This is a genomic window from Propionibacterium sp. (genome assembly GCF_047719395.1).
Classification (GTDB): domain Bacteria; phylum Actinomycetota; class Actinomycetes; order Propionibacteriales; family Propionibacteriaceae; genus Propionibacterium.
In genome coordinates this window covers 1-25,560 of record NZ_JBDNTB010000026.1, presented here as the reverse complement: position 1 = coordinate 25,560, position 25,560 = coordinate 1, and the positions used below count along the sequence as shown (strand labels likewise).

General features: G+C 63.9%; 16 protein-coding genes and 1 pseudogene. 13 read left to right on the top strand and 4 right to left on the bottom strand.

Going from position 1 to position 25,560, the window contains the following annotated elements; translation table 11 throughout:
• Positions 1-47 precede the first annotated feature (47 nt).
• Positions 48-3,338 (bottom strand): SNF2-related protein, encoded by a 3,291-nt coding sequence (locus ABF648_RS06230; protein ID WP_415631431.1) that lies wholly within the window; start codon positions 3,336-3,338, stop codon positions 48-50.
• 97 nt (positions 3,339-3,435) lie between these two features.
• On the opposite strand from ABF648_RS06230, the gene ABF648_RS06225 reads away from it, so the two are divergent.
• The 3 genes from ABF648_RS06225 to ABF648_RS06215 all read left to right on the top strand — a co-directional run bounded on the left by ABF648_RS06225 (position 3,436) and on the right by ABF648_RS06215 (position 7,648).
• Complete coding sequence (locus ABF648_RS06225) at positions 3,436-4,230, top strand: deoxyribonuclease IV (RefSeq protein ID WP_415631430.1); 795 nt, start codon at positions 3,436-3,438, stop codon at positions 4,228-4,230.
• Position 4,231: 1 nt separating this feature from the next.
• Entirely contained in the window at positions 4,232-5,608 is a 1,377-nt protein-coding gene (locus ABF648_RS06220; protein ID WP_415631429.1) for an AMP-dependent synthetase/ligase, read from the top strand.
• 204 nt (positions 5,609-5,812) lie between these two features.
• Positions 5,813-7,648, top strand: a complete 1,836-nt coding sequence (locus ABF648_RS06215; protein WP_415631428.1) for an AMP-dependent synthetase/ligase — start codon at positions 5,813-5,815, stop codon at positions 7,646-7,648.
• Between the two features lie 58 nt (positions 7,649-7,706).
• Here ABF648_RS06215 and ABF648_RS06210 read toward each other — a convergent pair whose 3' ends face one another.
• From ABF648_RS06210 to ABF648_RS06200, 3 genes are all read right to left on the bottom strand, one after another.
• A complete protein-coding gene (locus ABF648_RS06210; RefSeq protein WP_415631427.1) occupies positions 7,707-8,351 on the bottom strand; it encodes a DUF1707 SHOCT-like domain-containing protein in 645 nt (214 codons plus the stop codon).
• A 68-nt stretch (positions 8,352-8,419) separates the two neighbouring features.
• The gene (locus tag ABF648_RS06205; protein WP_415631426.1) at positions 8,420-10,648 is read right to left on the bottom strand and encodes a 6-phosphofructokinase; all 2,229 of its coding nucleotides are present in this window, start codon (positions 10,646-10,648) and stop codon (positions 8,420-8,422) included.
• A 36-nt stretch (positions 10,649-10,684) separates the two neighbouring features.
• Positions 10,685-11,338 (bottom strand): HAD-IA family hydrolase, encoded by a 654-nt coding sequence (locus tag ABF648_RS06200; RefSeq protein WP_415631425.1) that lies wholly within the window; start codon positions 11,336-11,338, stop codon positions 10,685-10,687.
• 266 nt (positions 11,339-11,604) lie between these two features.
• Between ABF648_RS06200 and ABF648_RS06195 the strand changes: the two genes are divergently transcribed.
• The 10 genes and pseudogenes from ABF648_RS06195 to ABF648_RS06150 form a co-directional block, all read left to right on the top strand.
• Entirely contained in the window at positions 11,605-13,068 is a 1,464-nt protein-coding gene (locus ABF648_RS06195) for a LuxR C-terminal-related transcriptional regulator (protein ID WP_415631424.1), read from the top strand.
• A gap of 440 nt (positions 13,069-13,508) precedes the next feature.
• Positions 13,509-16,511 (top strand): SpaA isopeptide-forming pilin-related protein, encoded by a 3,003-nt coding sequence (locus ABF648_RS06190; protein ID WP_415631440.1) that lies wholly within the window; start codon positions 13,509-13,511, stop codon positions 16,509-16,511.
• A gap of 116 nt (positions 16,512-16,627) precedes the next feature.
• Positions 16,628-18,253: a SpaH/EbpB family LPXTG-anchored major pilin gene (locus ABF648_RS06185; RefSeq protein ID WP_415631423.1), complete on the top strand. Its 1,626-nt coding sequence runs from the start codon at positions 16,628-16,630 to the stop codon at positions 18,251-18,253.
• A 146-nt stretch (positions 18,254-18,399) separates the two neighbouring features.
• Entirely contained in the window at positions 18,400-19,353 is a 954-nt protein-coding gene (locus ABF648_RS06180; RefSeq protein WP_415631422.1) for a class C sortase, read from the top strand.
• 174 nt (positions 19,354-19,527) lie between these two features.
• Entirely contained in the window at positions 19,528-20,106 is a 579-nt protein-coding gene (locus tag ABF648_RS06175) for an isochorismatase family protein (RefSeq protein WP_415631421.1), read from the top strand.
• Positions 20,107-20,262: 156 nt separating this feature from the next.
• Positions 20,263-21,186, top strand: a complete 924-nt coding sequence (locus ABF648_RS06170) for an ABC transporter substrate-binding protein (RefSeq protein ID WP_415631420.1) — start codon at positions 20,263-20,265, stop codon at positions 21,184-21,186.
• Between the two features lie 274 nt (positions 21,187-21,460).
• Positions 21,461-22,429 (top strand): amino acid ABC transporter permease, encoded by a 969-nt coding sequence (locus ABF648_RS06165; protein WP_415631419.1) that lies wholly within the window; start codon positions 21,461-21,463, stop codon positions 22,427-22,429.
• 1 nt (position 22,430) lies between these two features.
• A complete protein-coding gene (locus ABF648_RS06160) occupies positions 22,431-23,249 on the top strand; it encodes an amino acid ABC transporter ATP-binding protein (protein ID WP_415631418.1) in 819 nt (272 codons plus the stop codon).
• A gap of 40 nt (positions 23,250-23,289) precedes the next feature.
• Positions 23,290-24,195 carry a sulfite exporter TauE/SafE family protein gene (locus tag ABF648_RS06155; protein ID WP_415631417.1) on the top strand — a complete coding sequence of 302 codons (906 nt, stop codon included), beginning with the start codon at positions 23,290-23,292 and terminating at the stop codon, positions 24,193-24,195.
• Between the two features lie 654 nt (positions 24,196-24,849).
• Positions 24,850-25,560, top strand: a pseudogene (locus ABF648_RS06150) (sugar kinase); the annotation flags it as partial.

Sequence of the window (25,560 nt, the reverse complement as noted above, 5' to 3'; positions counted from 1 at the left end):
GCTCCCGGATTGGCCTTCTCAGGCCAGCAGCTCCCGGATTGGCCTTCTCAGGCCAGCAGCTCCCGGATGTCGTTCATGGAGATCGCTCCGGAGGTGAGCGCCTCGTCCCCGAGCACCTGGTCGAACAGTTCGCGCTTGTGCTCCTGCAGGGCCACCACCTTTTCCTCGATGGTGTTGACGCAGACCATCCGGTAGACCATCACCTGCTTGTCCTGGCCGATGCGGTGCGTGCGGTCGATGGCCTGGGTCTCGGCCGCCGGATTCCACCAGGGGTCGAGCACGAAGACGTAATCGGCCTCGGTGAGGGTCAGCCCGAAACCGCCGGCCTTCAACGAGATGAGGAAGGCCGTCGCGTCGCCCTCCTTGAACTTGCGCACCCTGTCCTCGCGGTGCCGGGTGCGTCCGTCCAGGTACTCCCAATCGATCTTCTCGGCGCTCAACCGGTCGCGCACCAGGTGCAGGAAACTCGTGAACTGGCTGAACACCAGAGCGCGATGGCCCTCGGCGCGGATTGCCTGAAGGTGTTCCACCAGCGATTCGATCTTGGCCGATTCGATGTCCTTGTACTTGTCGTCGACCAGCCCCGGATGCAGGCTCATCTGCCGCAGCCGGGTGAGTGCGGCCAGGATCTCGATGCGGTGCCGGCTGGCGTCGTCGAACAGGCCCATCGTGCGCAGCCGCTCGCTGTGCAGCTGGCGGTCGTAGATCTTGCGGTGCTCCGGTTCCAGCACCACCGGCAGCAGGAACTCCTGCTTGGGCGGCAGTTCGCCGGCCACCTGGCTCTTGGTGCGGCGCAGCACGAGCGGACGCACCCGCATCTTCAGCTGCTCCAGCAGCTCCGGGTGCTTGCCGGACTCCACAGGTTTGACGTAGTCATTGGCGAAAACACCCGGATTGGGGAAGACGCCCGGGGCTGCGATCGACAGCAGCGACCACAGGTCCATCAGCGAGTTCTCCAGCGGCGTGCCGGTGATGGCCAGCCGCAGCTTGGCGCGCAGCTCGCGGATCACGCCGTAGGTCTTCGCCTTGTAGTTCTTCACGAACTGCGCCTCGTCGAGCACCACGGCGCTCCACACCATGGAGCGGAAGTCGTCGGCGTCCAGACGCACCAGTGTGTACGAGGTGACGACCAGCTGCGCGTCACCGATCGCCTGCTGCACGCTCATGCCGGACTTCGATGAGGTCTGCTCGATGGTGGCCACTCTCAGATCAGGGCAGAAGCGCGCCGCCTCCTCGCGCCACGCACCCATCACGGAGGTGGGCGCGATGACCAGTACCGGCCCGTGCAACTGGCCGGTTTCATTGAGGTGCTCCACCAGGCACAGCGTCTGCAGGGTCTTGCCGAGCCCCATGTCGTCGGCCAGAATCCCGCCCAGTCTCGCCTCCCACAAGGCATTGAGCCACTGGAAGCCGTCATTCTGGTAGTCACGCAGGGTGGCATTCACACCCTTGGGAAGTGACGGGCGCGGCGTGGACTCCATGTCCACCAGCGCCGCCACGGAGCGCTGCCAGCGCGCCGACTGCTCTGCGATGACGCCGCTGTTCTGCAACTCCTCCCACAGGCCCACCTGCCAGCGCGAGATGCCGATGTGGCCCTCGCCGGCGTCCACCTGCGCTGCGGTCTCGTCCAGCAGGGTGCGCAGCGGGTTGAGTGCGGGCTGGTCCAGGTTCAGCCATTCGCCCGAGTCGAGCACCACATAGTCCTTGCCTGCGATGAGTGCCTGGAGCAGCTCGCGCACAGGAACCTGCACGCCACCAACACGCACGTCGATGTCGAGGTCGAACCAGTCAGTGGGGCGTCCCAGCTGAGCTTCCTCGGCAGCGGTGGTCACTGCCTCGTCCTCGTCGTCCGGGTCGCCCTCGTCCGGCATCGACAGCCGCACCTCAGGGGCCGCGGTGAGCTCCACGAAGGACGGACGGGTGCCCACCACGTCGACCAGGGTGACGCCATCGGTTTCCACCTCGGGCAGGTCGTTGGAGACGAAGCCCAGCAGTGCGCGCCCAGCGAGGTCGGCCCTGTCCTGATCGCCGATCAGGGAGCGCAGCTTTGCCACCCGTGCGGAGAGCAGCTCATCGTGGGGCCCGGGGGCGTTCTCTCCCGGGCCGAGCCGGGTGATCTTCCCACCGGCTTCCATCGCCGTGCCGACGAGCACCGTCGCCCGGTCGTTGGAGATGAACTGCACCCGCATCCAGGGATGCAGTTTGGGCTGCATCTCCGTGTCGACGCTGGAGTCGCTCGAGCTCAGGGCGAGCCTGGTGCGCAGCACCGGTGCGTAGAGCCCGAGGAAGCGTGGCAGGTCCTCGGCGGGGAGGTCCAGATCCGCCGACTCCGAGAGCATGGCCTGCACCGATTCGTCGAGGCTGTGCACGAAGGGCGTCAACCTGATCGCGCCGCGCGGTTCTTCGCGCAGCACGCCGTGCACCGGGCCGCCCAGCATCGTCCATGCAGGACGGTAGGGCTGGGGGCCGTCGGGCCCGATGATGACGGTGCGCAGCCGGTAGCCATCGCCGGCCGGTGCGGCGACCAGGTCGATGCCCAACGACGACGGCGTTTCGTCGACATGAGCTGGGGCCCAGGAGGATTCGCCGATCTTGTGCAGCATCGTGACGCCGGCAGCCTTGGCGCGAGCGAGTACGTCCCACAGCTCCGAGGGCATCGTCTCGATGAACAGGTCGCTGGAGTACGACGAGCCGCCGCGGCTCAGCTGGGTGAGTTCGCGTAGTGCAGCGCGTTGCTCGGGATGGGTGGACAGCCTGTCGTGCGGGGCGGTGATGTCCGACCAGTTCACCGGAGCGTGCTGCCAGCCGCCCTCACGGCCCGAACGAAGCACCTTGATCCGCCAGGACGCCCCGCGGTTGAAGCCCAACAGCCCGGCCGGTCGGTCGAACTGAAGGGCGAGTTCCCTGTCACCGGTGTTCTCGGAGACGGGCACCACCTTCGAGAGAACTTTCTCCCAAGCGGTCAGTCTGTGCCCGACACCGCCTTCGGTGGCGAGCCGGCGCGCAGTGAGAAGCAGTGCGACGGCGTGCTTGCAGCCGTAGCTCACCGGGCAGGTGCAGGTGTCGGTCCATGACATCCGGCCGGGCCTGCCGGTGAAATAGATGCTCGTGCGGTACGGCGTCTTCCTCGTGCCCTGCACCAGTCCGCTGAGGCAATTGCCCGAATAGTGCAGGTCCTGCACCCGACTCGGGTCCTGCGCATACCGCTTGCCACGCTCGAAGTGGCCCTTGCCGTAGTGCTTGCGGATGGCCGATTCATCCAGCGAAGCCATCCACCCGGGTAGCGCTGGGGGTGTGACTCCGGGGGCCATCGGGGGCTGAAACGCAGAAGAACTCATCCCGACTAGCCTACGTTTGCTCGCTGATCACCGCGAACACGGCGTCCGCCATGGGCCCACTCTTCGCAGCGGAACCGCTGAGCACTACCCTCTTAGCATGTCAGTGACGATCGGCTCGCACGTCGACGCCGAGGACCCCGTCGCGGGTGCCCGGGCGCGCGGCGCCGACATCGTCCAGATCATGATCAGTGACCCCACATCCTGGAAGAAGCCGGTCATCAGCTATCCCGGCGGAGCAGCTGCACTGCGGGACGCTGCTGAGCAGGCAGGTCTGCCGATGGTTGTCCACGCGCCCTATGTGATCAATGTGGCCAGCACCAACAACAGGATCCGCATTCCCTCCCGCAAGCTCTTGCAGCAGACCGTTGACGCAGCGGCTGGGATCGGCGCGATCGGGGTGGTCGTACACGGTGGCCATGTCACCGGGAACGATGATCCGGCCGTGGGTTTCGACAATTGGCGCAAGGCGGTGCAGAACCTCGACCAGTCGGTGCCGATCTTCATCGAGAACACCGCGGGCGGCCAGCACGCTATGGCGCGCACCCTGGAAGCCCTCGAGCAGCTGTGGGATTCGATCAGCAAGGCCGAGGGCTTCGACCGCGTCGGCTTCTGCCTGGACACCTGCCATGCCCATGCTGCGGGGCTGGGTCTGCATGGCCTCGTCGGGCGGGTGAAGGCCATCACCGGGCGGATCGACCTGGTGCACGCGAATGACTCCCGGGATGACGCCGGTTCCGGCGCCGACCGGCATGCGAATCTTGGCAGGGGCCGGGCCGATCCGGACGGCATTGTCGAAGTGGTGGCGACCGGCGGCGCCCCAGCGATCGTGGAGACGCCGGGTGAAGTACAAGATCAGGCTGAAGACATTGCCTGGCTGCGAGAGAGGCTCTGAGATGACCGCGAACCGTCCACCTGCGACAGCGCACAATCACGTCGCCCACATGTTCCGGGCGACCGTGCAGCGCTACGGCGCCAGGCCCGCCACCCGCGTGCGGGAGGGCAAGTCCTGGAGGACCACCAGCTACCAGCAGCTGGACGATCGCGCCATGCAGATCGCCTGCGCGCTGATCCACGCCGGGGTGGACCGCGGCGATCGTGTGGTGATCTGTGCCCACAACTCCACCGAATGGGTGGCAGCCGATGTGGCACTGCTCGCGATCGGCGCCGCGACGGTGCCGATCGATCCGTCGAGCCCGGTGGACGAGATCGCCACGAAGGCCGCCGACTGCGGCGCGGTGCTGGCCTTCGGCGGTGACGCCGAGGAGTCCGCAAAACTCTTCGAGGCGAGCAGGAGGGTCGCCTCGCTGCGACGCGTGATCAGCTTCACCGACTCCCACCAGGAGTCGGTGGCCAAGCTGGAGCACTTCGCCCCGAGCGACCAGGAATCCGCACCGGAGATGGTTGCCCGAGTGGACAAGCGCTTCGTGCAGGCGTCCCCGGACGACCTGTTCAGCGTCGTCTACACCTCGGGGGTTGATGGCCGCGCCAAGGGCGTGATGATCTCCCATCGTGCGATGACCTCGCAGCTCGATGCCCTTGACAAGGCCTTTCACATCGTCACCGATGATTCCTCGGTGTGCGTGCTGAGTCTGGCGAATGTCTTTGAGCGGGCCTGGTCCATCTACCTGTGGTCGCACGGCTGCCTCAACACATTGGTCACCAGTGCTTCCGAGCAGGTCGATGTGGTCGCTGCGGCGAAGGCCAATCTGTTGGTGGCTGCGCCCAGCTTCTTCGAGACCATCACTGCGGAGCACACGGGTGCGGCGTCCTCCGCAGTGAAGAATCTGCTGGCCAGGATTCCGCTGAACATTGCCCATCGCGTGGCGCTGCGCTCCATTCGTACTGCCGTCGGCGGGCGCAAGAAGCTGCTCGTCAGCGCCGGCGGAAAGCTGAGTCCCGACACGCAGAAGCTCTTCGCTGCAGCGGGCGTGAAGATTCTCCCCGGCCTGGGAATGGCAGAGGCCCTGTCGCTCATCTCGTGCAACACTCCGCACGCTCATCGCGCCGGCAGCGTCGGCAAGGTGCTACCCGGCGGGCAGGTGCGGCTGGGCGAGGACGAGGAGATTCTCTACAGCGGCCCGAATGTGATGGATGGCTACTGGCAGGATCCGGACGCCACATCGAAGGCCCTGATCGTCGAGGACGGCACCACCTGGTTGCGCACCGGTGACACCGGCTCCATTGATGCCGACGGCTACCTCTTCGTGACAGGACGGCTTCAGGACATCCCGGTAACAGGAGCCAGGAGAGTTGCCCCACAGCCGGCCTGACCGGTAGGGCTCCCGCCGTCGGGTGAGCCTCATGGATCGGCGGGGCTGTTGCTGTCGGACGGTTGAAAGTGTTAAGCTTGCAACTTATTCTCAGAACGATGTCGAGGTTTTGGCGTCCCGTGGCGCTTCAACGACCGTGACGACGCCGGGTGAAGTACACGATGAGGTGTGGAGGCATTGTCCGGCCGCCGGAGAGGGTCTGAGATGACCGCGAACCGTCCACCTGCGACTGCGCGCAATCACGTCGCCCACATGTTCCGGGCAACCGTGCAGCGCTACGGCGACAGGCCCGCCACCCGTGTGCGGGAGGGAAAGTCCTGGAAGACCACCAGCTATCAGCAGCTGGACGATCGCGCCACCCAGATCGCCTGCGCGCTGATTCACGCCGGGGTGGATCGCGGCGATCGGGTGGCGATCTGTGCACGGAATCGTCCTGAATGGGCGCAGGTCGATGCGGCGCTGATGCTCATTGGCGCAGTGTCAGTTCCTCTGTACGCGACCAACTCCGTTGAGCTCATGGTCGCGGAGATGACCGATTGCGGTGCGGTTCTGGCGTTCGGGGGTTCGGCAGAGGAAGCGTCGCGGTTGTTCGAGGCGAGCGGGCAGATCCCCACGCTCCGTCGCGTGGTGAGCTTCGATGATTGCGATGTGAAGTGCGTAGCCGGCTTGGAGCAGTTCGCGCCGATCGGCCAGCCGGCGTCCCCGGAGATGCTCGCCCGGGTGGACGAGCGGCTCGCCCTGGCCAGCCCAGATGATCTGTACTCGATCATCTACACCTCGGGTACCACCGGTGAGCCCAAGGGCGTGATGATCTCCCATCGCGCGATGACCTCGCAGTTCGACGCGCTGGACAAGCTCTTCACCATTCGGCCGGAGGACAGCTCATTGTGCTTCCTGCCTCTGTCCCATGCTTTCGAGCGCGGTTGGTCGACCTATCTGTGGTCGCACGGCTGCATGAACACCTATCTTCCCGATACCCGCCAGATCGCCGAGATGATGGTCCTGGCCAGAACGAATCTGATGGTCGGGGTGCCGAAACTGTTCGAAGCGATTGCCGAGGCGGCTCGCAAGAAGGCTTCCGCATCTGCTGTGAAGAAGCGGGTGTTCGACTGGGCGATCTGGGTTGGCACCCGGGCGCGGATGCCGGGGCATTCCAGGGTGATGAAGCTGCTGGCCCGAATCCAGTTGCCGCTCGCCGACGTCCTGGTGCTGCGGTCCATCCGCAATGCCATCGGAGGGCCGAAGAAGGTACTGGCCAGCGGTGGTGCACCGCTGAGACGCGAGGTCGAGGTGTTCTTCGCCGCGATCGGCGTGAACATCCGCAACGGCTATGGGATGACCGAGGCATCCCCGCTGATCTCATTCAATGGGCCCGGAGCCACCCGAGAGGGGAGCGTCGGCAAGGTCATGCCTGGCGGGCAGGTGCGGCTGGGTGATGAGGACGAGATCCAGTATTGCGGTCCGAATCTCATGGACGGCTACTGGCAGCACCCGGACGCCACCCGTGAAGCGCTGCTGACCGACGCGAGTGGTACGTGGTTGCGCACCGGCGATGTGGGTTTCATCGACGATGACGGCTATCTGTACGTCACCGACCGGATCAAGGACATCATCGTCACCAACGGCGGCAAGAACGTGGCCCCACAACCCATCGAGGAACTGCTGCTCGCCGACCCGTTGTTCGAGTACGCGGTGCTGTTCGGCGACAACAAGCCCTTCCTCACGCTGATCCTGCGTCCGTCGTTGCCGAACCTGTCAGAAATCGCCGAGAGCCTCGAGGTCAGTTACAAGGAAGTGGGCGAGTTGCTCACCGACACCCGGATCAACGCGGAGTTGCGCGCCCGGGCTGCCAAGCTCACCGAGAAGTTGCCCAAGTACATGCAGTTCAGGGAGATGCGCATCAGCCTGGACGACTTCAGTGTGGCCAACGGTCTTCTGACCCCCACCTTGAAGGTGCGCCGCGGCGAGGTGGAGAAACACTTCCACGAGCTGATCGAAGAGATGTACCCCAAGGCGGTCGGGGCGGGCCCTGGGGCGTGAGGAGCGAGGGGCGGCCCGACGCCGGAGGGTGGCCATTCCGCACGGCGTGAGCCACCGATCAGTCCTCGCCGCGCTCCTTGCGCTCAATGCCCACGCCGCCCATGACGGCGTAGCCGGTGATGCGCACACGGACACCGTTGCCGGGCCTGCGGACGCCGGTCACCTCACGGCTGGCGGCGAATTCTCCCATGATGCCGAGCCCGCTCACCTCGATGTCGATGTCGTCGGGAACGATCACATCCACCCCGCCCATCACGCAGTGGCAGGTGATCACGGTATCGGCCGATTCGAATTCGGCATCCCGTAGGTCGAGGACCACCCCGCCCATCACGGAGACGACCGTGTGGCGCGCGGGGCAGGTCCACGGGCCGTTGCGCTCCTGCCCGCTCATCACGGCCGCGGACACGCCGGGGCCGGTCTTTCCGCTCACCCGGGGAAGCCTGCTGCCGCTCGCATCGGGATGCGCCAGCTGCGCCCCCTGGTGGGACGACACGTCACGAAGCAGAGCTTCAAGATCGCTGGTGTACACCGACTTCCAGGCCCTGTCGGTGCGCTCCTGGAATTCGGCGTAGTCCAGCCTGCCCGCCGCATAGGCGTCTCCCAGCACCGCCACCGCCGTGGTGCGGTCCTGGTCGGATGCGCGCATCGGGGAGCGTTCGTCGTGAGGCACGGGATCGGACGGGTGGGGCTCGTAGGCGTCCATGTGACAAGGCTAGCGAGACGGCATCGCCACGACGTTCATCCGTTGGGATCGCTGCTGGCCGCGGCGGGTCATTCGTCAGGTTCGCTGTTGACTGCTGCGGCAACCGGGCGCAACTTCATCCACCACTGGTGCCGGGGACGGCGATGCCCCAGATCCACTTGCTCCTGCATGTGGGCCAGTGGTCTGGCGCTGATCTCGGAGTTCCGCAGGCCGATGAACCAGCTCTTCGGCTCGCGGGCGGCGAGTTCGTCCTGCAGCACCGAAAGACCGTGGGAGGCCATCCGGGTGGCGAGCAGGCGGTCCGCCGGGCTCGGCGCGCCGCCTTGCTGTACGTGCCCGATGATGTTCATCCGCACGTCGTAGAGGCCGTGGCTCTCACCGTCGAACAGCCGCTCAAGGAAGTCACTGGTGTAGGCCTCGCTGGCCATTTCGGAGCGCACCGCCACGAACAGCCGCCGGCCGTTCTCGAAGGAATGGCGCAGCCACTGCACATCCTGGTTGAGCTGGTCCAGGGTGATGCCGTCCTCGTTGAGGTAGATGCGCTCCGCGCCGCCGGCCAGGCCACCCATCAGGGCCAGATAGCCGCACTGGCGTCCCATTGTCTCGATGACGAAACATCTTGTCGTCGCAGCACCGGACTGCTTGATCCGGTCGATGTCGTCGACAATCTCGTTGAGGGCGGTGTCCGCGCCGATCGCCTGGTCGCTGCCCGGCAGGTTGTTGTCGATGCTCGCAGGGATGCAGACCACCGGAATCCTGAAACCTGGGTAGCGCTCTGCTTCGCTCTGAATCTGATAGGCGGCTATGTAGGCGTTCCAGCCGCCGATGACGAGCAGGCCGTCGATCCTGTTCTCCTCCAGGGCGCGGCTGATGGCGTAGTAGTCGCTCATCGGGGGCACATCGCGGCGCAGCCCGAGGTCGGCGCCGCCCTCACCGGTCCAGCCCTCGACATCCTCCCAGGCCAGTTCCTCGACCTCGTTGCGAAGCAGGCCGTTGAAACCGTTGCGCACGCCGAGCATCTTGAACCCCCGGGCGATACCCAGCCGTACTGCAGCCCGGGTGGCGGTGTTCATGCCGGGGGCAAGCCCTCCGGCATGCAGGATGGCGATGCGCGGGCTGTCGTCCGGCACCTCAACACGGTCGGGATGGGCCAGCTCCTCGAAGATCTGCGTCATCTCCGTGAAGCCGGCCGAGCGCAGCGACATCGCCTCGTCGTACTTGCCCTCTTCGATGAGGGCTGGCACCCGACGGGTGGCGCGCACAGCATCCATGAGGGGCAGCCGCACCACTTCGGCGCCGCGCATGCCGAGCACCATGCCTGGCGAGTCGGGGGTGGCGTTGAGCAGCTGTTCGGCCGCCGCATAGCCGAGCCAGGTGCTGGCCCAGCGGTCGAAGGCGCTGGGCTGGCCACCGCGCTGCACGTGGCCGAGGATCGTGACGCGGGCGTCTTCCTTGTTGATCCGCGCGATCGTGTCGCGCACATACACAGAGGTGATCGGTTTGCCCTCGCGGTCGCAGGCACCCTCGGCGACCACCACGATCGACTCGCGCCGCCCGGCCTCGCGGCCACGGCGCAGCTGAGCGCACATGTCCTCCTCCCAGCCGGGGGCGGGCGGATCTTCGGGGATGAGAACGTAGTCACAACCGCCTGCCACGGCGGCCATCAGCGGCAGGTATCCGCAGTGCCGGCCCATCACCTCCACCACGAAGCTTCGCTGGTGGCTGGCCGCGGTGCTGGCGATGGCGTCGATGGCATCCACGATGCGGTGCAGCGAGGAGTCGGCGCCGATGGTGGAGTCGGTGCCCACCAGGTCATTGTCGATGGACCCGACCAGCCCGGCGATCATGAGCACCGGGTGTGCGATGGCCTGCTCGGCGGTGATCTGGCCGTCGCGTTTGAGGTCGTCGACCAGGCCCGGCCATTCCTCGCGGAATACATCGAGGCCACTCAGTGAGCCGTCGCCGCCGATCACGATGAGACGGTCGATGCCGAGCTTGATGAGATTGTGGGCCGCCTTGAGCCGGCCCGGTCGCTCCCGGAATTCCTGGGAGCGGAAGGTGCCGATGACGGTGCCGCCCTTGCCGAGGATGGCTCCGACGTCGTCCCAGTGGAACTGCCTGATGCCGTCGCCGCCGTCGATCATGCCCTGGTAGCCCTCGAAGATCACGAAGACATCGGCACCCCTGGTCAGCGCCGTGCGCACCACTGCGCGCACCGCGGCGTTCATGCCCTGGGCGTCTCCGCCGGATGTCAGGACTGCGATACGGATCGGTGAATTAGCTGTCGCCTGGCTCACGAGTCCATCCTTGCGCACTCGCGGTGATATGTCCGGTCAGTTCGCGGCGCTGCCCCAGGTGCCGTTGAGCAGCGGGAGCAGCTCCTTGAGGTGGGTGATCACGGTGGTGGACAAGTCGCCCAGATCCTCAGCGGGTTCGCCGGGGGTCACGAGCAGGGCCGATGCCAACCCAGCCCTGTCGGCGGCCTGCACATCAATGACCCTGTCACCCACACACATCACCTCGCCGGGGACGAGGTGATGGCGTGCCACCAGGGTCAGGTTCATCGTGGGATCGGGTTTGCGGGGCAGTCCGTCGGGGGCGCACACCAAATCGTCGACGGTGATGCCCAGCGCATCGAGCAGGGTCTGCGCGCTCGCCCGGTCACGGTGCGTGGCCACGAGGTTGAGACCGCCTCCGCTGTGCACGGCATCGAGCACTTCGCGGGCGCCATCCATCAGAGGCGCGGGATGCGCCTTCCAGCCGACTTTGAGGTCGCTGTAGGCCTGTTGAAGAAGTGCTGGGTCGATGTGGTGGCGCTGAGACAGCACCTTGATTGCGTGCGCGATGGAGCGCACCCGCAGCGTGCGCACTTCGGCGAGCTGGGTTCCGGTGACGTCGTCACCCCACACCGCGGTGGCCAGGGTGCGGTCGACTGCCGGATAGGTGTCGACGAGGGTTCCACCCATGTCCCAGATCACACTGCGCACGTTCGCAGTCTCTCAGACGTTGCGGGTGTCATGAGCGGGGGACTGTCTGTGCGTCATCCGCCGCGCCGGGCATGGATTCGGGCGGCGCGGCAGGAGGGGCAGGGCGGGCGATACCCGCAGGAGATGAGAGGTGCTGGCGCCTCGACGGCACCACATACCAGTGCGTGCGACGTGCGAATGTCACCGAATTGTCCGGTCTGGTGCCGCGCCCACCAGGGGATTCTCATCCTGGGACTGCCGGGAAGCGCGATGTTAAGGTCAGGCTTGTGGACAATTCCGGGCTCGTATCCTCACACGAGTTCGCATTGGTGCAGGCGTCTGTCAATGCATTGATCGATTCGGGGCTCAGCGGTCGCCCAGTTGCTCATGCATCCGATGTCGACGTCGTTCTCGCCGCTCTGGGCAAGGACAAGTCCAACTGGTCGGCGGCACAGAGAGCTGGTTACTCGGCGGCGGCCACGAGGTCGTTGTTGTACGCAGGCCACGCCCTGCAGGCGGTCGAAGCCGTCGATGAGGGCAGGCAGTTCCTCCGCGAGGCCGCGGAAGAAGCTGACCCTCAGCACCTCGCGAAGTGCCTCTCGTTGCTCGGCGAGACATGTCTGCTGACCGGCCGAGCTCGGGACTGCGCCGAATTTGCCCGCGTCGCGCTCGATGACCTGGTGCGCGCGCCCGATCCCGCCGTGCAGTTCCGTGTGCAGGGATTGTTGGCGGCCTCATTGGCTGTCAACGGGGAGTTCGATGAGTCCGAACGCATGTGCGAGCAGGCCCAGGCTGGAGTGCCGGAGCCGGGTGGGGCTGCACTCCCGTGGTCCCTGTTGCTCGCGCGCACTTTCATCGCGCGCCGACGGGGGGACGCTCAGTCCATCAGGGCGATGCTGGGGGGCAGCTATGCCCCCAGCCGGGTGACGTTGATGCAGGACGGCACGAGGGCCATTGCGCGGGGCTGGCTGGCCTTCATGTCCGGTGACCAGCACGGTGCCATCGCCGAGATGCAGATCTTCGTCCGGGGGGTCCTCGCGCAGCGGTTTCCGCCACTGTTCATCGCCCATGCTCTCGCACTCGAAGCGATGGCCTTCGTCGAACTGGGACAACCCGGTGACGCGATGAGAGCGCTCATCGGCCGCCCCACGCTTCCGGACCACACGGTGTGCTTCGACCTCGTGCGCGCCAGCATCCACATTCAGCAGGGTCAGCCGCGCCTGGCACTGCGCGTGACCGAACGTTGCCTCCGGTGCGGGCCGAAGCACAGTCTGCGGACGTTGCCCTCGGTGCATCTGCGTCGCGCAGTTGCCATGGAGATGATCGGGCTCCGCGGGGCCGCCGATCAGGAGTTCTCGCAGGCGTGTCATCTGTCTGCGGGCCTGGGCGGGCTCAGCTCTGCTCTGGGCGTGCTGCGTGAGCCGCTGGACTCCCTGCTCGACAGGCTGCTGGTGAACGAGCCGGACTTCGGCAGGCTCGTCATCGAGCGGATCGCCCCGATCCGGGGCATTCCCGAGCCCAGGCCCCTGGCGTTCCGGCCGGTCGAGCTGACCGATCGGGAGAGGGGCCTCGCCGGTTGGCTGGGCACCGAGCTCACCCTCCCGCAGATCGCCGAGAAGCAGTTCGTGTCGATCAACACGGTGAAGACACACCTGCGCAATCTCTACAAAAAGCTCGGAGTGACCTCACGTGAGGACGCCGTGACACACCTGATGGGTCTCGGTCTGCTGGACGACCCGAGGGATGACTGAGATTGCCGCTGTGACGTGAGCGATTCGTGAATCAGCCCTGGAAATGATCGATGGTGCGTCTGCACCGGGCCGGTCGCTTCGGGATGATCCACCGGCCTCATTCTGAATGTGACGTTGCGTTCGGTGAATTCTGAGAGTTCAGCCGCGCGGCGATTCTTGGTTTCGCCGGAGGCAGAATTTGGCCGATGCCCACCGTTCGTCACGCGGTTCACCCCGCTTTTCACCCTGCGCGCGGGCACGACAGAGCTGGTTCACTGTTAATTTTAAGGCGTCTCTCAGGGGTCGTGACTGCCCAGTGCAGGCCTCGTTCGTCCGGAGTGGGATGAATCGAGACCGACTTGCAGGTGTCGCACACACCTGGGATCCGAACAGTTTGATTGGAGCAGGCCGTGCATGATGAGGACGAGTCAAAGCGTGGTGATAGGTCTGCGTTGAGCACTGTGCCTGCCCGCCGTAGGCCGTTGCGGAGGCTTGCCGGTGTGGCGGTGGCCTCGGTGCTGCTGGTTCTCGGCCTGGCGTCTGCCGCGGGTACCTCCGCAGCGCAAGCCGAGCCGGAGGCGTCGGCCTCAGCGGCCACTTCTTCAGGCACCACCGGATCGACACCATCGAGCCAAGGTGCTGCGGCGTCCACAGCGCCGGCGACGGCCCCCGCCAGCGGCAATAGCACCGTGTCTTCGTCAGCTACTTCGCAGGAATCCCAGGCCAAGGCTGCCCCGGCGGGGCGAGATGCGGTAGGGACCCAGGCAACCGCGGCTGCCACCAATAATTTCTCGCAGTTCAATTGCGCCGCGGGATATATCTACTCGATGCAGGCCGATGGCGATGTCTCTCAAATTGATCCCAGTGGGAATGTGACGACGGTATATACAGCCACCTCGGGAACCAAACCGGGGAATGGCCGCGACATGAACGGTCTGGGTATCGGGAAGGGCGGGACGACAGGATTTTGGTACGAGCGCACCCCAGACGACATCAATCGTCTCCTGTCATTCTCGAATGGCAATGTGACAGCTGGCACTAAATCGTTCGATACGGGGCAGAATTCTTCTCTGGTCGCTGGGGCGGTTGATCTTGCAACGGGCAACTTCCTCTTCGGGCAATATGTTGGTTCCAGATTCTATCTTTACGCATGGACGGGTTCGCAGTTCGAGAAGTTGGGTTATGTCGCGAATGCAGCTAATTCGAATTGGAGTGGTGCCAATGGCGATATCGCTTTCGATGCGGCAGGTAACTTGTACCTTCTGGCCAGCAACGGAAGCAATGTCATCATCACCGAGGTCAATGCAGCCGACATAGCAGCAGCGATCAGTAATCCGAGTGCATCAACAAATATTCCGGGTGATCAAGTCTCTTCAGGGACGGTCAGTTCGGGAACGAATTTCAATGGGTTTGCCTTCGATTCCGATGGCTACGCCTATTTGGGCACCGGGAGCGGTCTGTACAAATATGACCCGTCTACATGGAAGCAGATCGGGAACAATCCTGTTACGACCAAACTTGGCGACAGTACGGACCTCGCTTCGTGTGGTTCGCCCGCCACGCTGACGGTGCAGAAGAATCTCCCGAATGGCCGCGCCGCAGCGGGCGATCAGTTCACGCTTGCCATCGCCACGGGTGGACTGACTGTTACTTCGGTCACCACTACTGGCAATGACAAGGGAATCCAGCAGAACACGGCGGGTCCCGAGCCAGTTGTCACGGGAAGAACCTATGCAGTGTCTGAGAGTCCAAGTGGCACCACGTCGTTCAGCAACTATGCACAGTCCTTGGCGTGTGTGGATACGGCGAACGCCAATGCTGTTGTCTCCAGTACGGGTGGAAAGGTGACCATTCCGACGCAACAGCCGAATTCATCAGCAGTGGTGTGCACTTTCACGAATATACCAATCAAGGCCACGGTGAATCTGAGCAAGACGGTTCAGGACACCACCGGAAAATCCTCCCCGGGTCAAGGCTGGTCTCTGGGCGCGATAATCGCATCTGGTTCAACTACCAATACCACGATTTCTCCGTCGGGAAATCAGACGACCGATGGAAATGGGAATACCCCGCAGCAGACAATCACTTTCCCAAGTTCAGCGGCGACCGCCAATGTGGCAGTTTCCGAGACGCAGCAGGCCGGCTACACCTTCGTCAGTGGTTCATGCACGGTGACGCACATCGATTCCACGACGACAACGACGCCCTTGACGTCCGCAGCGCAGACGCTGCCGGGGATCAAGCCGGGGGATTCGGTCTCCTGCGGGTTCACGAACAAGCAGACACCTGGCACCGCGACCTGGAGGAAGGTGGGCGCTGACGGGTCCACTCTCCTCGGTGGTTCGACGTGGTCGCTGAACGGTCCAAATGTTCCGGCGAACACGCTGGTCTCCGATTGCACGGCAGCTCCGTGCACAACCGGTGCATACACCGATCAGGACCCAGTCGCTGGTCAATTCCAGCTCACCGGCCTGGCTTGGGGTGACTACACGCTGGCTGAGAAGAGTCCACCGATCGGCTATGTCGGGAGCGCCACCACCTACTCGTTCACCGTCTCGGCCACCTCGCTGAATCCGACTGTGACGGGAAGCCCCTTCAAGAACACCCCGGTATCTCCTGCCACAGTGACAATTTCGAAGCAGGTCGCCGATGCGAACGGACAGAATCCGAAGCCAGCATCGGGGTGGACCATGGGCGCGGCGCTGTCGACTCCTCCGGATGGGGTGACGATCAGTCCCACTGGCACGCAGAAAACGGCCGCTGACGGCTCCACCTCTCCGTGGACGATATCGGGCTTCGCGACCACGACGACCACAACGGGTGTGACGGTCTCGGAAACCCAGCAGAACGGCTACAGCTTCCTGTCAGGTTCATGCACGATCACGCACAGTGACAAGTCCACGACTCAGATCACTGTGAACTCGGCGTCGGCGCAGACCCTCTCCGGAGTCATGCCCGGTGACGCGGTGGCCTGCACCTACACCAACAAGACAAACCCGGGCGCCGCCACCTGGACCAAGATCGACAAGGCCAATGGCGAATTGCTGAGCGGCTCTGAGTGGACCCTGACCGGTTCCGGAGTTCCTGGCAACACCGTCGTCTCTGACTGCATTTCGACTCCGTGCGCAGCGGGAGCATATGCAGACCAGGATCCTGCTCCCGGAAAATTCCAGCTCACCAATCTGACTCCAGGAAGCTACAGCCTCAGGGAGAAGACGGTGCCTGTCGGATACCAACTGAATCCCGACACATTCACGTTCACCGTGATCCCAGGGGAGACCGTCGTGGCGACGGGACCTGGCGTCACGAATGGCGCGATTCCCGACCTACGGACTGTGGTCCCTGTCCTTCCCCTCACCGGTGGTGCTGCCGGCGATTACTTCCTGCTGGCTGGCGGCGGCTTGATCGCCGCAGCCGGTGCGGGCGGCTGGTGGCAGCGGAGGAGGTCGATGCGGCGTCAGTGATGTCCATGGTCTCGGGCGCAGCTACTGACGCTTTGTCCTGGCCTTCCTCCGAAAACAATGACTTCTTGACCCCGGCACATGCAGTGCGCGGTGTCCAATGAAAGGAAAGCGGTTACATGATTGAGATTGGAAGGGTGTCGCGGCGACGCCGCGTCACAGCGGCGGCCGGGGCGCTCGCTCTTGGTTGCATGAGTGTGGTGGGAGCAGCGGGTGTTGCCAACGCTGCCCCTGACACGGGTGACATGCCGACGACGGCCGGTTCGATCACCATTCACAAGGGTCTACAGCAGACTTCCGAAACGACGCCGGGCACTGCCAGCGGTACCGAGCCCTCGAACTTCACGCCTCTGCAAGGCGTCATCTTCACGGCGTACCCGATCACCAACCTCGATCTGACCCAGAACGCGGGCGGCTGGGACACTCTCAGCAAGATCACCGCTGACACTGTTGGATTCAGCGCATGCGATGCGGCGAAGGCCGGCCAGGTCGCAACAGTGGGCAGCACTCCGCTGACCTTCGGCCCGGGGCAGGCTTTCCCGGCGACGGCAGCAGATGGCTCCGCACAGATCACCGCCGGTCCGACCAAGGGCTACCTGGTCTGCGAGACCGACAACAGTGGCGCCAAGGACGCGAACGGCAAGTCCGTGAGCATTGTTGCTCCGTCTCAGCCGTTCATCGTCTCGGTGCCGTTCCCCGACAACGATGGCACCAACAGGTGGCTGACCGATGTGAACGTCTATCCGAAGAACGGCGTTGCCACCATCAACAAGGAGACCGTTGCTCAGCCCGCTGACCAGGTGGCCATGGGTTCGGTGGCGCAGTTCAAGGTGACCACCCTGGTGCCGAGCCTGCCGGCCAACTCCTCGTTCAAGTACTACATCGTGCATGATCCGATGGATCCCACTGGCTTCAAGGACACGGGTGTGGAATCGGTGACTCTCGACGGCACCACGTTGGTTGAGGACACCGACTACACCGTCACTGTGACGGGCACGACGGTTGACATGAGCTTCACCCAGGCTGGCCTGGTCAAGCTGGCGGCTGCTGGCGGCAAGAATGTCGTCACGACCTTCAAGGGCACGGTGATCCGCTCCGGCGCCATCAACAACCAAGCGACGCTCTACACCGACACCCAGACGGGCACTACGCCCCCCGTCACACCTCCGGTCACGCCTCCTGTCGAGCCGCCGGTGAATCCTCCGGTCAGCCCTGAGGTGACCACCAACTGGGGTCCGCTGCAGATTCTGAAGACCGATACCGCGAATGGCAATGTCTTGAGTGGTGCACAGTTCCAGATCTTCAACGCCACTTCCCCCTATGCGGACGACTGCTCCGCAGCGGTGAAGACAGGCAGCGCCCTCACGGGTAGCCCTCTGGCACTCGATGCCCAGGCGGGCCCGACGGTGACCACAGACAGCAATGGCCAGATCACGGTGCCTGCGCTCTATGTGAACTCCACGAACGACAACCTCTCGGCGACTCACCGCTGCTATGTGGTGGAGGAGACCAAGGCCCCGACCGGCTACGTGCTCCCCTCGAACGCCGACCGGGGTGTGGCTGTCGTGGTGAATGACGCCGCGAATCCTCTGAAGGTGACCTTCCAGGACTCCAAGGAGTTCGTCCCCGGCCTGCCGCTGACCGGTTCACAGGGCACTTTGGCGCTTTCTGTGATCGGTGCAGCTCTGGTCGTCGGCGGTGGCAGCGCTGCTGTGGCTGCTCGTCGCAAGAAGCAGAACGCCTGATCGAGCCGATCGATGAGGTGATTGGCTGAACTGGTTGTGGCGGGTGAGCCTGGCTTGCCCGTCACAACCAGTTTCTTGTTCTCGCAGTTTCGTGTTCCAGTCAGTTGCCGGTTTCTGTTTTCCGCAGATGGAGGTGTGAGGGGGCCGTGAGCCAATCGACAACAACACGCAGCACATTCTCACCGGTACCCGATCCGGCTTCTGCCAAGCGCACATGGCGGGTGAACTGGCTGGCATTCATTGCGGGTCTGGTGGCTTGGCTGGGCATGCTCGTGCTGTGCTATCCGATGGTGGCCTCCTGGGTCTCTCAGCTGAACCAGTCGAAAGTGGTCACCAACTACGACACCCAGTCGCAATCCAAAAACTTGGTGCCGTCTGCTGCGGAGCAGCTGGCAGCCGCCCATCGCTACAACGATGCACTCAACTCCGGCGGCTTCGTGATTCCGGGTCAGCGCATTCCCTCGGGGAATGAGACCGGCACCGAGACTTCTTCTGAATACAACAGCCTGCTGCGAGTCGATGACTCCGGGATGATGGGCCGGATCCAGATTCCCTCCATCCAGGTGGACCTGCCCATCTATCACGGCACATCCGACGAAACCCTCCTGAGGGGCATAGGTCACCTGGAGGGAACCTCTCTGCCTGTCGGGGGTGCGGGTACCCACACCGTCCTCACCGGGCATCGTGGTCTTGCCTCGGCGACCATGTTCACCAATCTCAATCAGGTGAAGGTGGGTGACACCTTTTCGCTGACGGTGCTGGGACAGACGATCACCTATCGCGTGACCAGCACGGCGGTGGTCAACCCTGACCAGACCGAATCACTGCGTCCAGTCGCGGGCAAGGATCTCGCGACGCTGGTTACGTGTACCCCCCTCGGTATCAATACCCAGCGCATCCTGGTGACCGGTGAACGCGTGATCCCCACGCCCACGAAGGACGTTGCTGCGGCGAACAAGAAGCCCGATGTGCCCTCGTTCCCCTGGTGGGCATTCATCATTGGCGGCGGCACTGGGGTGATCGTGATCTACGAGTGGCGCTCCGGCATGCCGCCCAAACCCAGGCCAGGCACGCCGGAGGCTGGGCCCGCGCCTGAGTGATCCTGGCGGTTGCGGGCCATTGCGTGCAGAAATCGATCCGCGTTGGCCCTCACGGCCAAGAAATCGCTCCAAGAGCAATCGCGGGATGGATCCCACACGATTACTGACGAGCGCCACGGACGCTCGTTCGATGGCGGCATTCCTGTGCCAAGGTGGTCCGAGGAGGTGGTCGAGGTGACCAGGGCATTGCTGGTGGTGGATCTGCAACAAGACTTTGCGGAGGAGGGTGCACTGGCCTGCACGGGCGGGCATGCGGTGACGAAGCGGATCGCCGCATATGTGGGCACGCTGCCTGCCGAGGAGCTGGTGATCGCCTCGCGCGACGACCACGAACCACATTCTGACAACGGCGGTCACTTCAGCGAGACGCCCGATTTCAAGACCACCTGGCCCCCGCACTGCGTGCACGGAACACCCGGGCAGGATTACATCGGCGATTTCGAGGCAAGCAGGCGCGATGTTGAGGTGCTCAAAGGCCAGGGCTGCCCGGCCTATTCGGCCTTCGAGGGCACAACCGCCGATGGCAAGACCCTTGCCGAGGTGCTCTCCGATGCCGGTGTCACCGATCTGGATGTCTGCGGAATCGCCATTGACTACTGCGTTCGCGCCTCAGTGCTGGACGCGCTGAAGCTCGGCCTCACTGTGCGGCTGCTCGCGAGGCTGTGCGTCGGTGTTTCCCCTGAGACAGTCGAGCGCACCTTCGATGAGCTGGACGAGGCTGGCGTGGAGTTGGCCGGCCTGCCCCCGCGCTGAACTGTCGCGTTGGCGCCCATCGCCCGGCTGGCGCCTTCGGCTCCCGAACCATCACGCATTGGCGGTGAAACCGGTTCGCCCATCGTGAACTGGACGCGGCGCCCGGCATGGCCGGAGCGTGCAATGCTTCCACAAAGATTCTGAAGAAGGAGCTTCATGTCTCGCACCCTCACCCTGCGGGCGGCCGCTGCCGGCGTGGCCGTACTCACTTTCCTGTCGCTGGCTGGTTGCAGCAGTGGCGGATCGTCATCCAGTAGTTCCGCCAGTTCTGCTGCCTCGTCCCTGCCGTCGGTGGCCGCCGACGCCACCCTCGCCGGCCAGGTACCGGACAACTTCAAGTCCAAGGGCACCCTCGTGGTCGGCACTGACGCCAGCTATGCACCCAACGAGTTCATGGCCGAGGACGGCAAGACCGTGCAGGGCCTGGACGTCGACCTGGTGGATGCCGTGACCGCCAAGCTCGGTCTGAAGGCCCAGTTCCAGAATGCCGATTTCGGCACGATCATCCTGGGCGTCTCCTCGGGCAAGTACGACATGGGCGCCAGCTCGTTCACCATCACCAACGACCGGCTCCAGCAGGTCAACATGGTGCAATACCTCAGCGCCGGCACCCTGTGGGCGGTTCAGAAGGGCAATCCCAAGGGCATTGACCCCGACAATGCCTGCGGCAAGGCCGTGGCCGTGCAGAAGGACACCGTTCAGGTGGACGACCTCACTGCGCGGTCCAAGACCTGCACCGATGCCGGCAAGTCCGCCATCAACCAGGTGGTTGAGGTTGCCCAGTCCAAGGTGACCGCTGATCTGATGAGCGGCAAGGCGGACGCAATGCTCGCCGACTCGCCGGTCACCTCGTACGCCATCGAGCAGTCCGATGGCGCGCTGGAGACCATCGGGAAGATCACCGATGCCGCGCCCTATGGCCTGGTGCTGGCCAAGGATCAGACCGGCATGGCGGATCTGGTGAGCAAGGCGCTGGTCGAGCTGAATTCCGACGGCACCTACAAGGCCATCCTCGACAAGTGGGGCAATGCCAGCGGTGCTGTCACCGAGTTTCCGGTGAATCCCAGCGTCTCCAGCTGACTGAGGTGGTGGATCAACGGGACTGGTCATTCGCGGTAGCCGATTCAGCGGGTGACCAGATCGGCCGATCACCCGTTCAAGTGATGACCCGTATATGTGATGACGAGGAATGACGGCATGGCTGTGAGGAGTGCGGGTTTCCGGGCGAGCTGCCCGGGAACCCGCTCCTCACCGCTTGCCGCAATACCCGTGGCAGCCTGATCGTGCAGATCGTGGGGCCGCGGCGCAGAAGTGACACGCAGTTAGACCAATCCGCGGATTTCGGGGTGTGACGATGACCGACGAGCACAGCAACGTCGAAGACGAACCGGAGGAACGACCCGGGCCGATCGACGCGGTGCCGGTGCGCCATCCGTGGCGGTGGGTGGCGGTGGCCGTGATCGCGGTGCTGGTGGCAATGATGGTGCACTCCTTCGTCACCAACCCGCGCTGGGACTGGACCGCCACCTTCGAATACATGTTCAAGCCCGCGATGATCGAGGGCCTGATCCAGGGCACCATCCTCGGCACGGTGCTCGCCATGATCATCGGTGTCGTGCTCGGCGTGATTCTGGCGGTGATGCGACTGAGCAGCAATCCGGTGCTGAAGTACGTGGCCGCCGTCTACACCTGGTTCTTCCGGGCGATCCCGCGCTACGTGCTGCTCACCATTCTGGGTGTCGGTCTCATCTTCTTGTATCCGACGATCGACATCGGCATCCCCTTCGGGCAGAGCATCTCGCAGATGCTCGGCCTGAGCACCGACCTGACCTGGTGGCACATCGACATGCGTTCCTTCTCCAGCGGCATCGGGATCGGCGCATTGGGCCTGGGTCTTTCCGAGGCGGCCTACATGGCTGAGATTGCGCGTGCCGGCATCGTCTCGGTGGACAGGGGCCAGACCGAGGCGGCGCAGGCGCTGGGCATGAGCTCCCGCAAGACCACCCAGCGGATCGTGCTGCCGCAGGCGATGCGCGTCATCGTGCCGCCCACCGGCAACGAAGCGATCGCGATGATCAAGGACACCTCGCTGTTGATCGCCATCCCGGTGGGGATGGAGCTTTTCAATCAGGCCACGATCATCGCCAACCGCACCTACAAGGTGATGTCGGCCTATGTGGCCGCGACTCTCTGGTATCTCATCGTCTGTTCGGTGCTGATGGTGCTGCAGGCCTTCCTGGAGCGCCACTTCGGGCGTGGTTTCGGTGCCCAGGACGTGAATCCGCGCGCCAAGCGGTTGCTCGACAAGATGGGGGAGCACTGAGATGAGTGTCGAAGTGACAAGCGCAAACAGCGCGGAAGGCATGGCAATCGGCCCACTGGTGCGCGCCGTCAATGTGCACAAGAGTTTCGGGCGTAACAAGGTGCTCAAGGGCATCGACCTGCACGTGGCGCCCAGTGAGGTTGTCTGCCTCATCGGGCCGTCCGGCTCGGGCAAGACCACCTTCTTGCGCTGCATCAACATGCTGGAGGAGATCGACGGCGGCAGGATCTTCGTGCACGGCGAGCTGATGGGCTACCGCGAGGTGAATGAGCGCCTGCACACCCTGGACGATGTGGCGCGTGCCCGGCAGCGCCGTTCCATCGGCATGGTTTTTCAGCGCTTCAACCTGTTCCCGCACATGACCGTGCTTCAGAACATCATCGAGGCGCCCATCCAGGTGCTCGGCGTGAAGAAGTCCGCGGCCATCGAAGAGGCGCACTCGCTGCTGGAACGCGTCGGGCTCGGCGACCGCGGTGACAGCTATCCGTCCCAGTTGTCCGGCGGCCAGCAACAGCGCATCGCGATTGCCAGGGCGCTGGCCATGCACCCCGATCTGATGCTCTTCGATGAGCCGACTTCCGCACTGGATCCCGAACTGGTGGGCGACGTGCTCGCCGTGATGCGCGAACTCGCTGACGACGGCATGACCATGATCGTCGTCACCCACGAGATGGCCTTCGCCCGCGATGTGGCCGACAAGGTAGTTTTCATGGACGGCGGCGTGGTCGTCGAGCAGGGCAGGCCTGATCAGGTGATCAACCACCCCAGCCAGGAGCGCACCCAGCAGTTCCTGAGCCGGATGACCAGCGCTGCCAGCTGAGTGATCGCGTTATCGGGGGCGCTGCTGGATCGGAGACTGGATGATGCTGTGGTGGGCCGTGGCGCTCGTCGCGGTGCTCGTGGCCCTCGACAAATCGCTGATCCCCGGCACTGCCATTCTCGGCATGGGCATCCTGGCGAATTTGATGCCCGCGCGCGAGGCCAGCGGTATCACGCTGGCACTCATCATCGTGGGGGACTGGGCAGCGATCTGGGCGTACCGCGGCAATGTCGACTGGAAAGCTCTGCGCCAGCTGTTACCCAATGTGCTGATCGGGGTGCTCGCCGGCGTGCTGTTTCTCAGCATCGCTGACGATGAACTCACCAAGCACATGATCGGGATCATCCTTCTCCTGTTCCTCACCTGGAATGTCACGTTGATGGTCGTGCGGCACCGGCATGAGGCTGCTCATGGTGGGGCCCATTCGGGCGGCAAGACGGATGCCGAAAAAGAAAGTGGCGAGGCCGGCTCATACGACAGGATCCCCGAGCCGGGGCCAACTGGAGATTTCGACAAGACCAGCGCGTCTGATGGCAGTGCCGGGCATGGCCATCAGACCGAGCGCACAGGACGAATCCGCCCACGGTGGTTGCCCCGGCCCAAGAGCATCGGTTTCGGCAGTCTGGCAGGGTTCACGACGATGGTCGCCAATGCGGGCGGACCTGTCACCGCCATGTTCTTCCTCAGTGAGGGTTTCTCGATCAAGGAGTTTCTCGGCACGTCGGCGTGGTTCTACCTCACAGTGAACCTCATCAAGCTGCCCTTCTCGCTGGGACTCGGCATGTTGACTCCTGGCCACCTGCCGATGGTCGCGGCCATGGTGCCGGTCATCGTGGTAACAGTGCTCATCGGGCACAGGCTGTCCGCCAGGTTGAACCCCCAGGTGTTCACGTGGGTGATCATCATCCTCACCTATGTGGCCGCCATCGAGCTGGTCATCGAGTGATGTGAACTGCACGTGTTAAGCCAGACGTATGCGATGCAGCCAGTGGACCCCGCCTGGCCATGGATCCCAGTCAGACGGCCGCGCCGAGCACTCAACGAGGGAGTGGGCGGCTATTGCCGAGCCGACCCCCGCCTTTGGCCGGCGAAAGCCTGAGAACAGCATATGAACAGATGTGCATGAAGGGTGTCCCAGAGACAAGAAATGCCGAAGATCTGCGCTTTATCTGACGGCTGTGTGAACACATGTTCACACATAGCTCGCCAAGCAGTCTTCGAAGAAGTTTCATAAGACATGAGGGCGGCAGTGTGGCGGCCCATGGAGGAGTCGAAATGATCGGTGCTGATTGCGTTCCGTCGTTGAAGATTGGAGCACAGCCAAGTAGTAGAACCATCGTCTGGAAACACAGCGCTGCTGGCCGGCCACAGACAGCGGAGGCATCGCGATGACACGCTATGACCTGACCACCTTCGGAGAGGCCCAGATCCGCCTGACGGTGCCGAAGGGTGGGCGGCTGGCCACTGCCAGCCAGCTCCGGATGACACCTGCCGGCTCGGAAGCCAATGTTGCCGGGGTGCTCGCCCAGTTGAAGAGGAGGACCGCTTTCGGAACTGTCATGCCCACCGGTGATCTGGCCCAGCGCTTCATCAACGAGTACGCGGAGTCGGCGTCGATTTGTCCAATGTGGTGCAGAAGCCCGGCGGCAGGATGGCGCTCTACTTCATGGAGCCCGGCGACCAGCCGCTGCCAGCACGGGTCAACTATGACCGTGAATGGACACCCTTCCGCATCATCTCCCCGGAGTCTTTCGACTGGGACAATTTGCTGGACACCAAGGTTCTCTTCCTGACGGGGATCACCGCAGCACTCACCAAGGAGACAGCGAACACTGTCACCTATGCCGCCTATGAAGCCGCCAAACGCGGCGTAAAGGTGGCCATCGATGTCAACTATCGCGGGCTGCTGTGGTCCTGCCAAGAGGCACGGGCAGTGATGGAGCCACTTCTCGATGTGACGTCCATTCTGTTCTGCTCACGTGTGGACGGCATCAAGGTATTCAACGCCGTCGGGAACGGCCCGAGAATCAACAGGTGGCTCCGCGAGCACTACCATCTCGATCACGTCATTTCCACCGATTCCACCGCTGGTGTCTATTATTCCGGAATTGAAGGCGATGAAGTATATCCGGTCGATAAGATCGCGGTCACTGATCGTCCTGGCGCGGGTGATTCATTTGTTGCAGGTGTGCTTCATGGATATCTTGATGATGATGTCAAGAAGGGCATCAGCTACGGCCTTCGCACTTCGAAACTGGCTCATCCCAATCGAGGGTGTAGTTGGGGTCTGAATCCGCCTGTCTCGAGCAGG

What these genes read in the sequence shown, in the direction of transcription:
- ABF648_RS06215 (WP_415631428.1), top strand. Translation starts at nt 5,813, where the DNA reads ATGACCGCGAACCGTCCACCTGCGACTGCGCGCAATCACGTCGCCCAC.
- ABF648_RS06225 (WP_415631430.1), top strand. Translation starts at nt 3,436, where the DNA reads ATGTCAGTGACGATCGGCTCGCACGTCGACGCCGAGGACCCCGTCGCG.
- ABF648_RS06160 (WP_415631418.1), top strand. Translation starts at nt 22,431, where the DNA reads ATGAGTGTCGAAGTGACAAGCGCAAACAGCGCGGAAGGCATGGCAATC.
- ABF648_RS06230 (WP_415631431.1), bottom strand. Translation starts at nt 3,338, where the DNA reads ATGAGTTCTTCTGCGTTTCAGCCCCCGATGGCCCCCGGAGTCACACCC.
- ABF648_RS06220 (WP_415631429.1), top strand. Translation starts at nt 4,232, where the DNA reads ATGACCGCGAACCGTCCACCTGCGACAGCGCACAATCACGTCGCCCAC.
- ABF648_RS06185 (WP_415631423.1), top strand. Translation starts at nt 16,628, where the DNA reads ATGATTGAGATTGGAAGGGTGTCGCGGCGACGCCGCGTCACAGCGGCG.
- ABF648_RS06155 (WP_415631417.1), top strand. Translation starts at nt 23,290, where the DNA reads ATGATGCTGTGGTGGGCCGTGGCGCTCGTCGCGGTGCTCGTGGCCCTC.
- ABF648_RS06210 (WP_415631427.1), bottom strand. Translation starts at nt 8,351, where the DNA reads ATGGACGCCTACGAGCCCCACCCGTCCGATCCCGTGCCTCACGACGAA.
- ABF648_RS06170 (WP_415631420.1), top strand. Translation starts at nt 20,263, where the DNA reads ATGTCTCGCACCCTCACCCTGCGGGCGGCCGCTGCCGGCGTGGCCGTA.
- ABF648_RS06165 (WP_415631419.1), top strand. Translation starts at nt 21,461, where the DNA reads ATGACCGACGAGCACAGCAACGTCGAAGACGAACCGGAGGAACGACCC.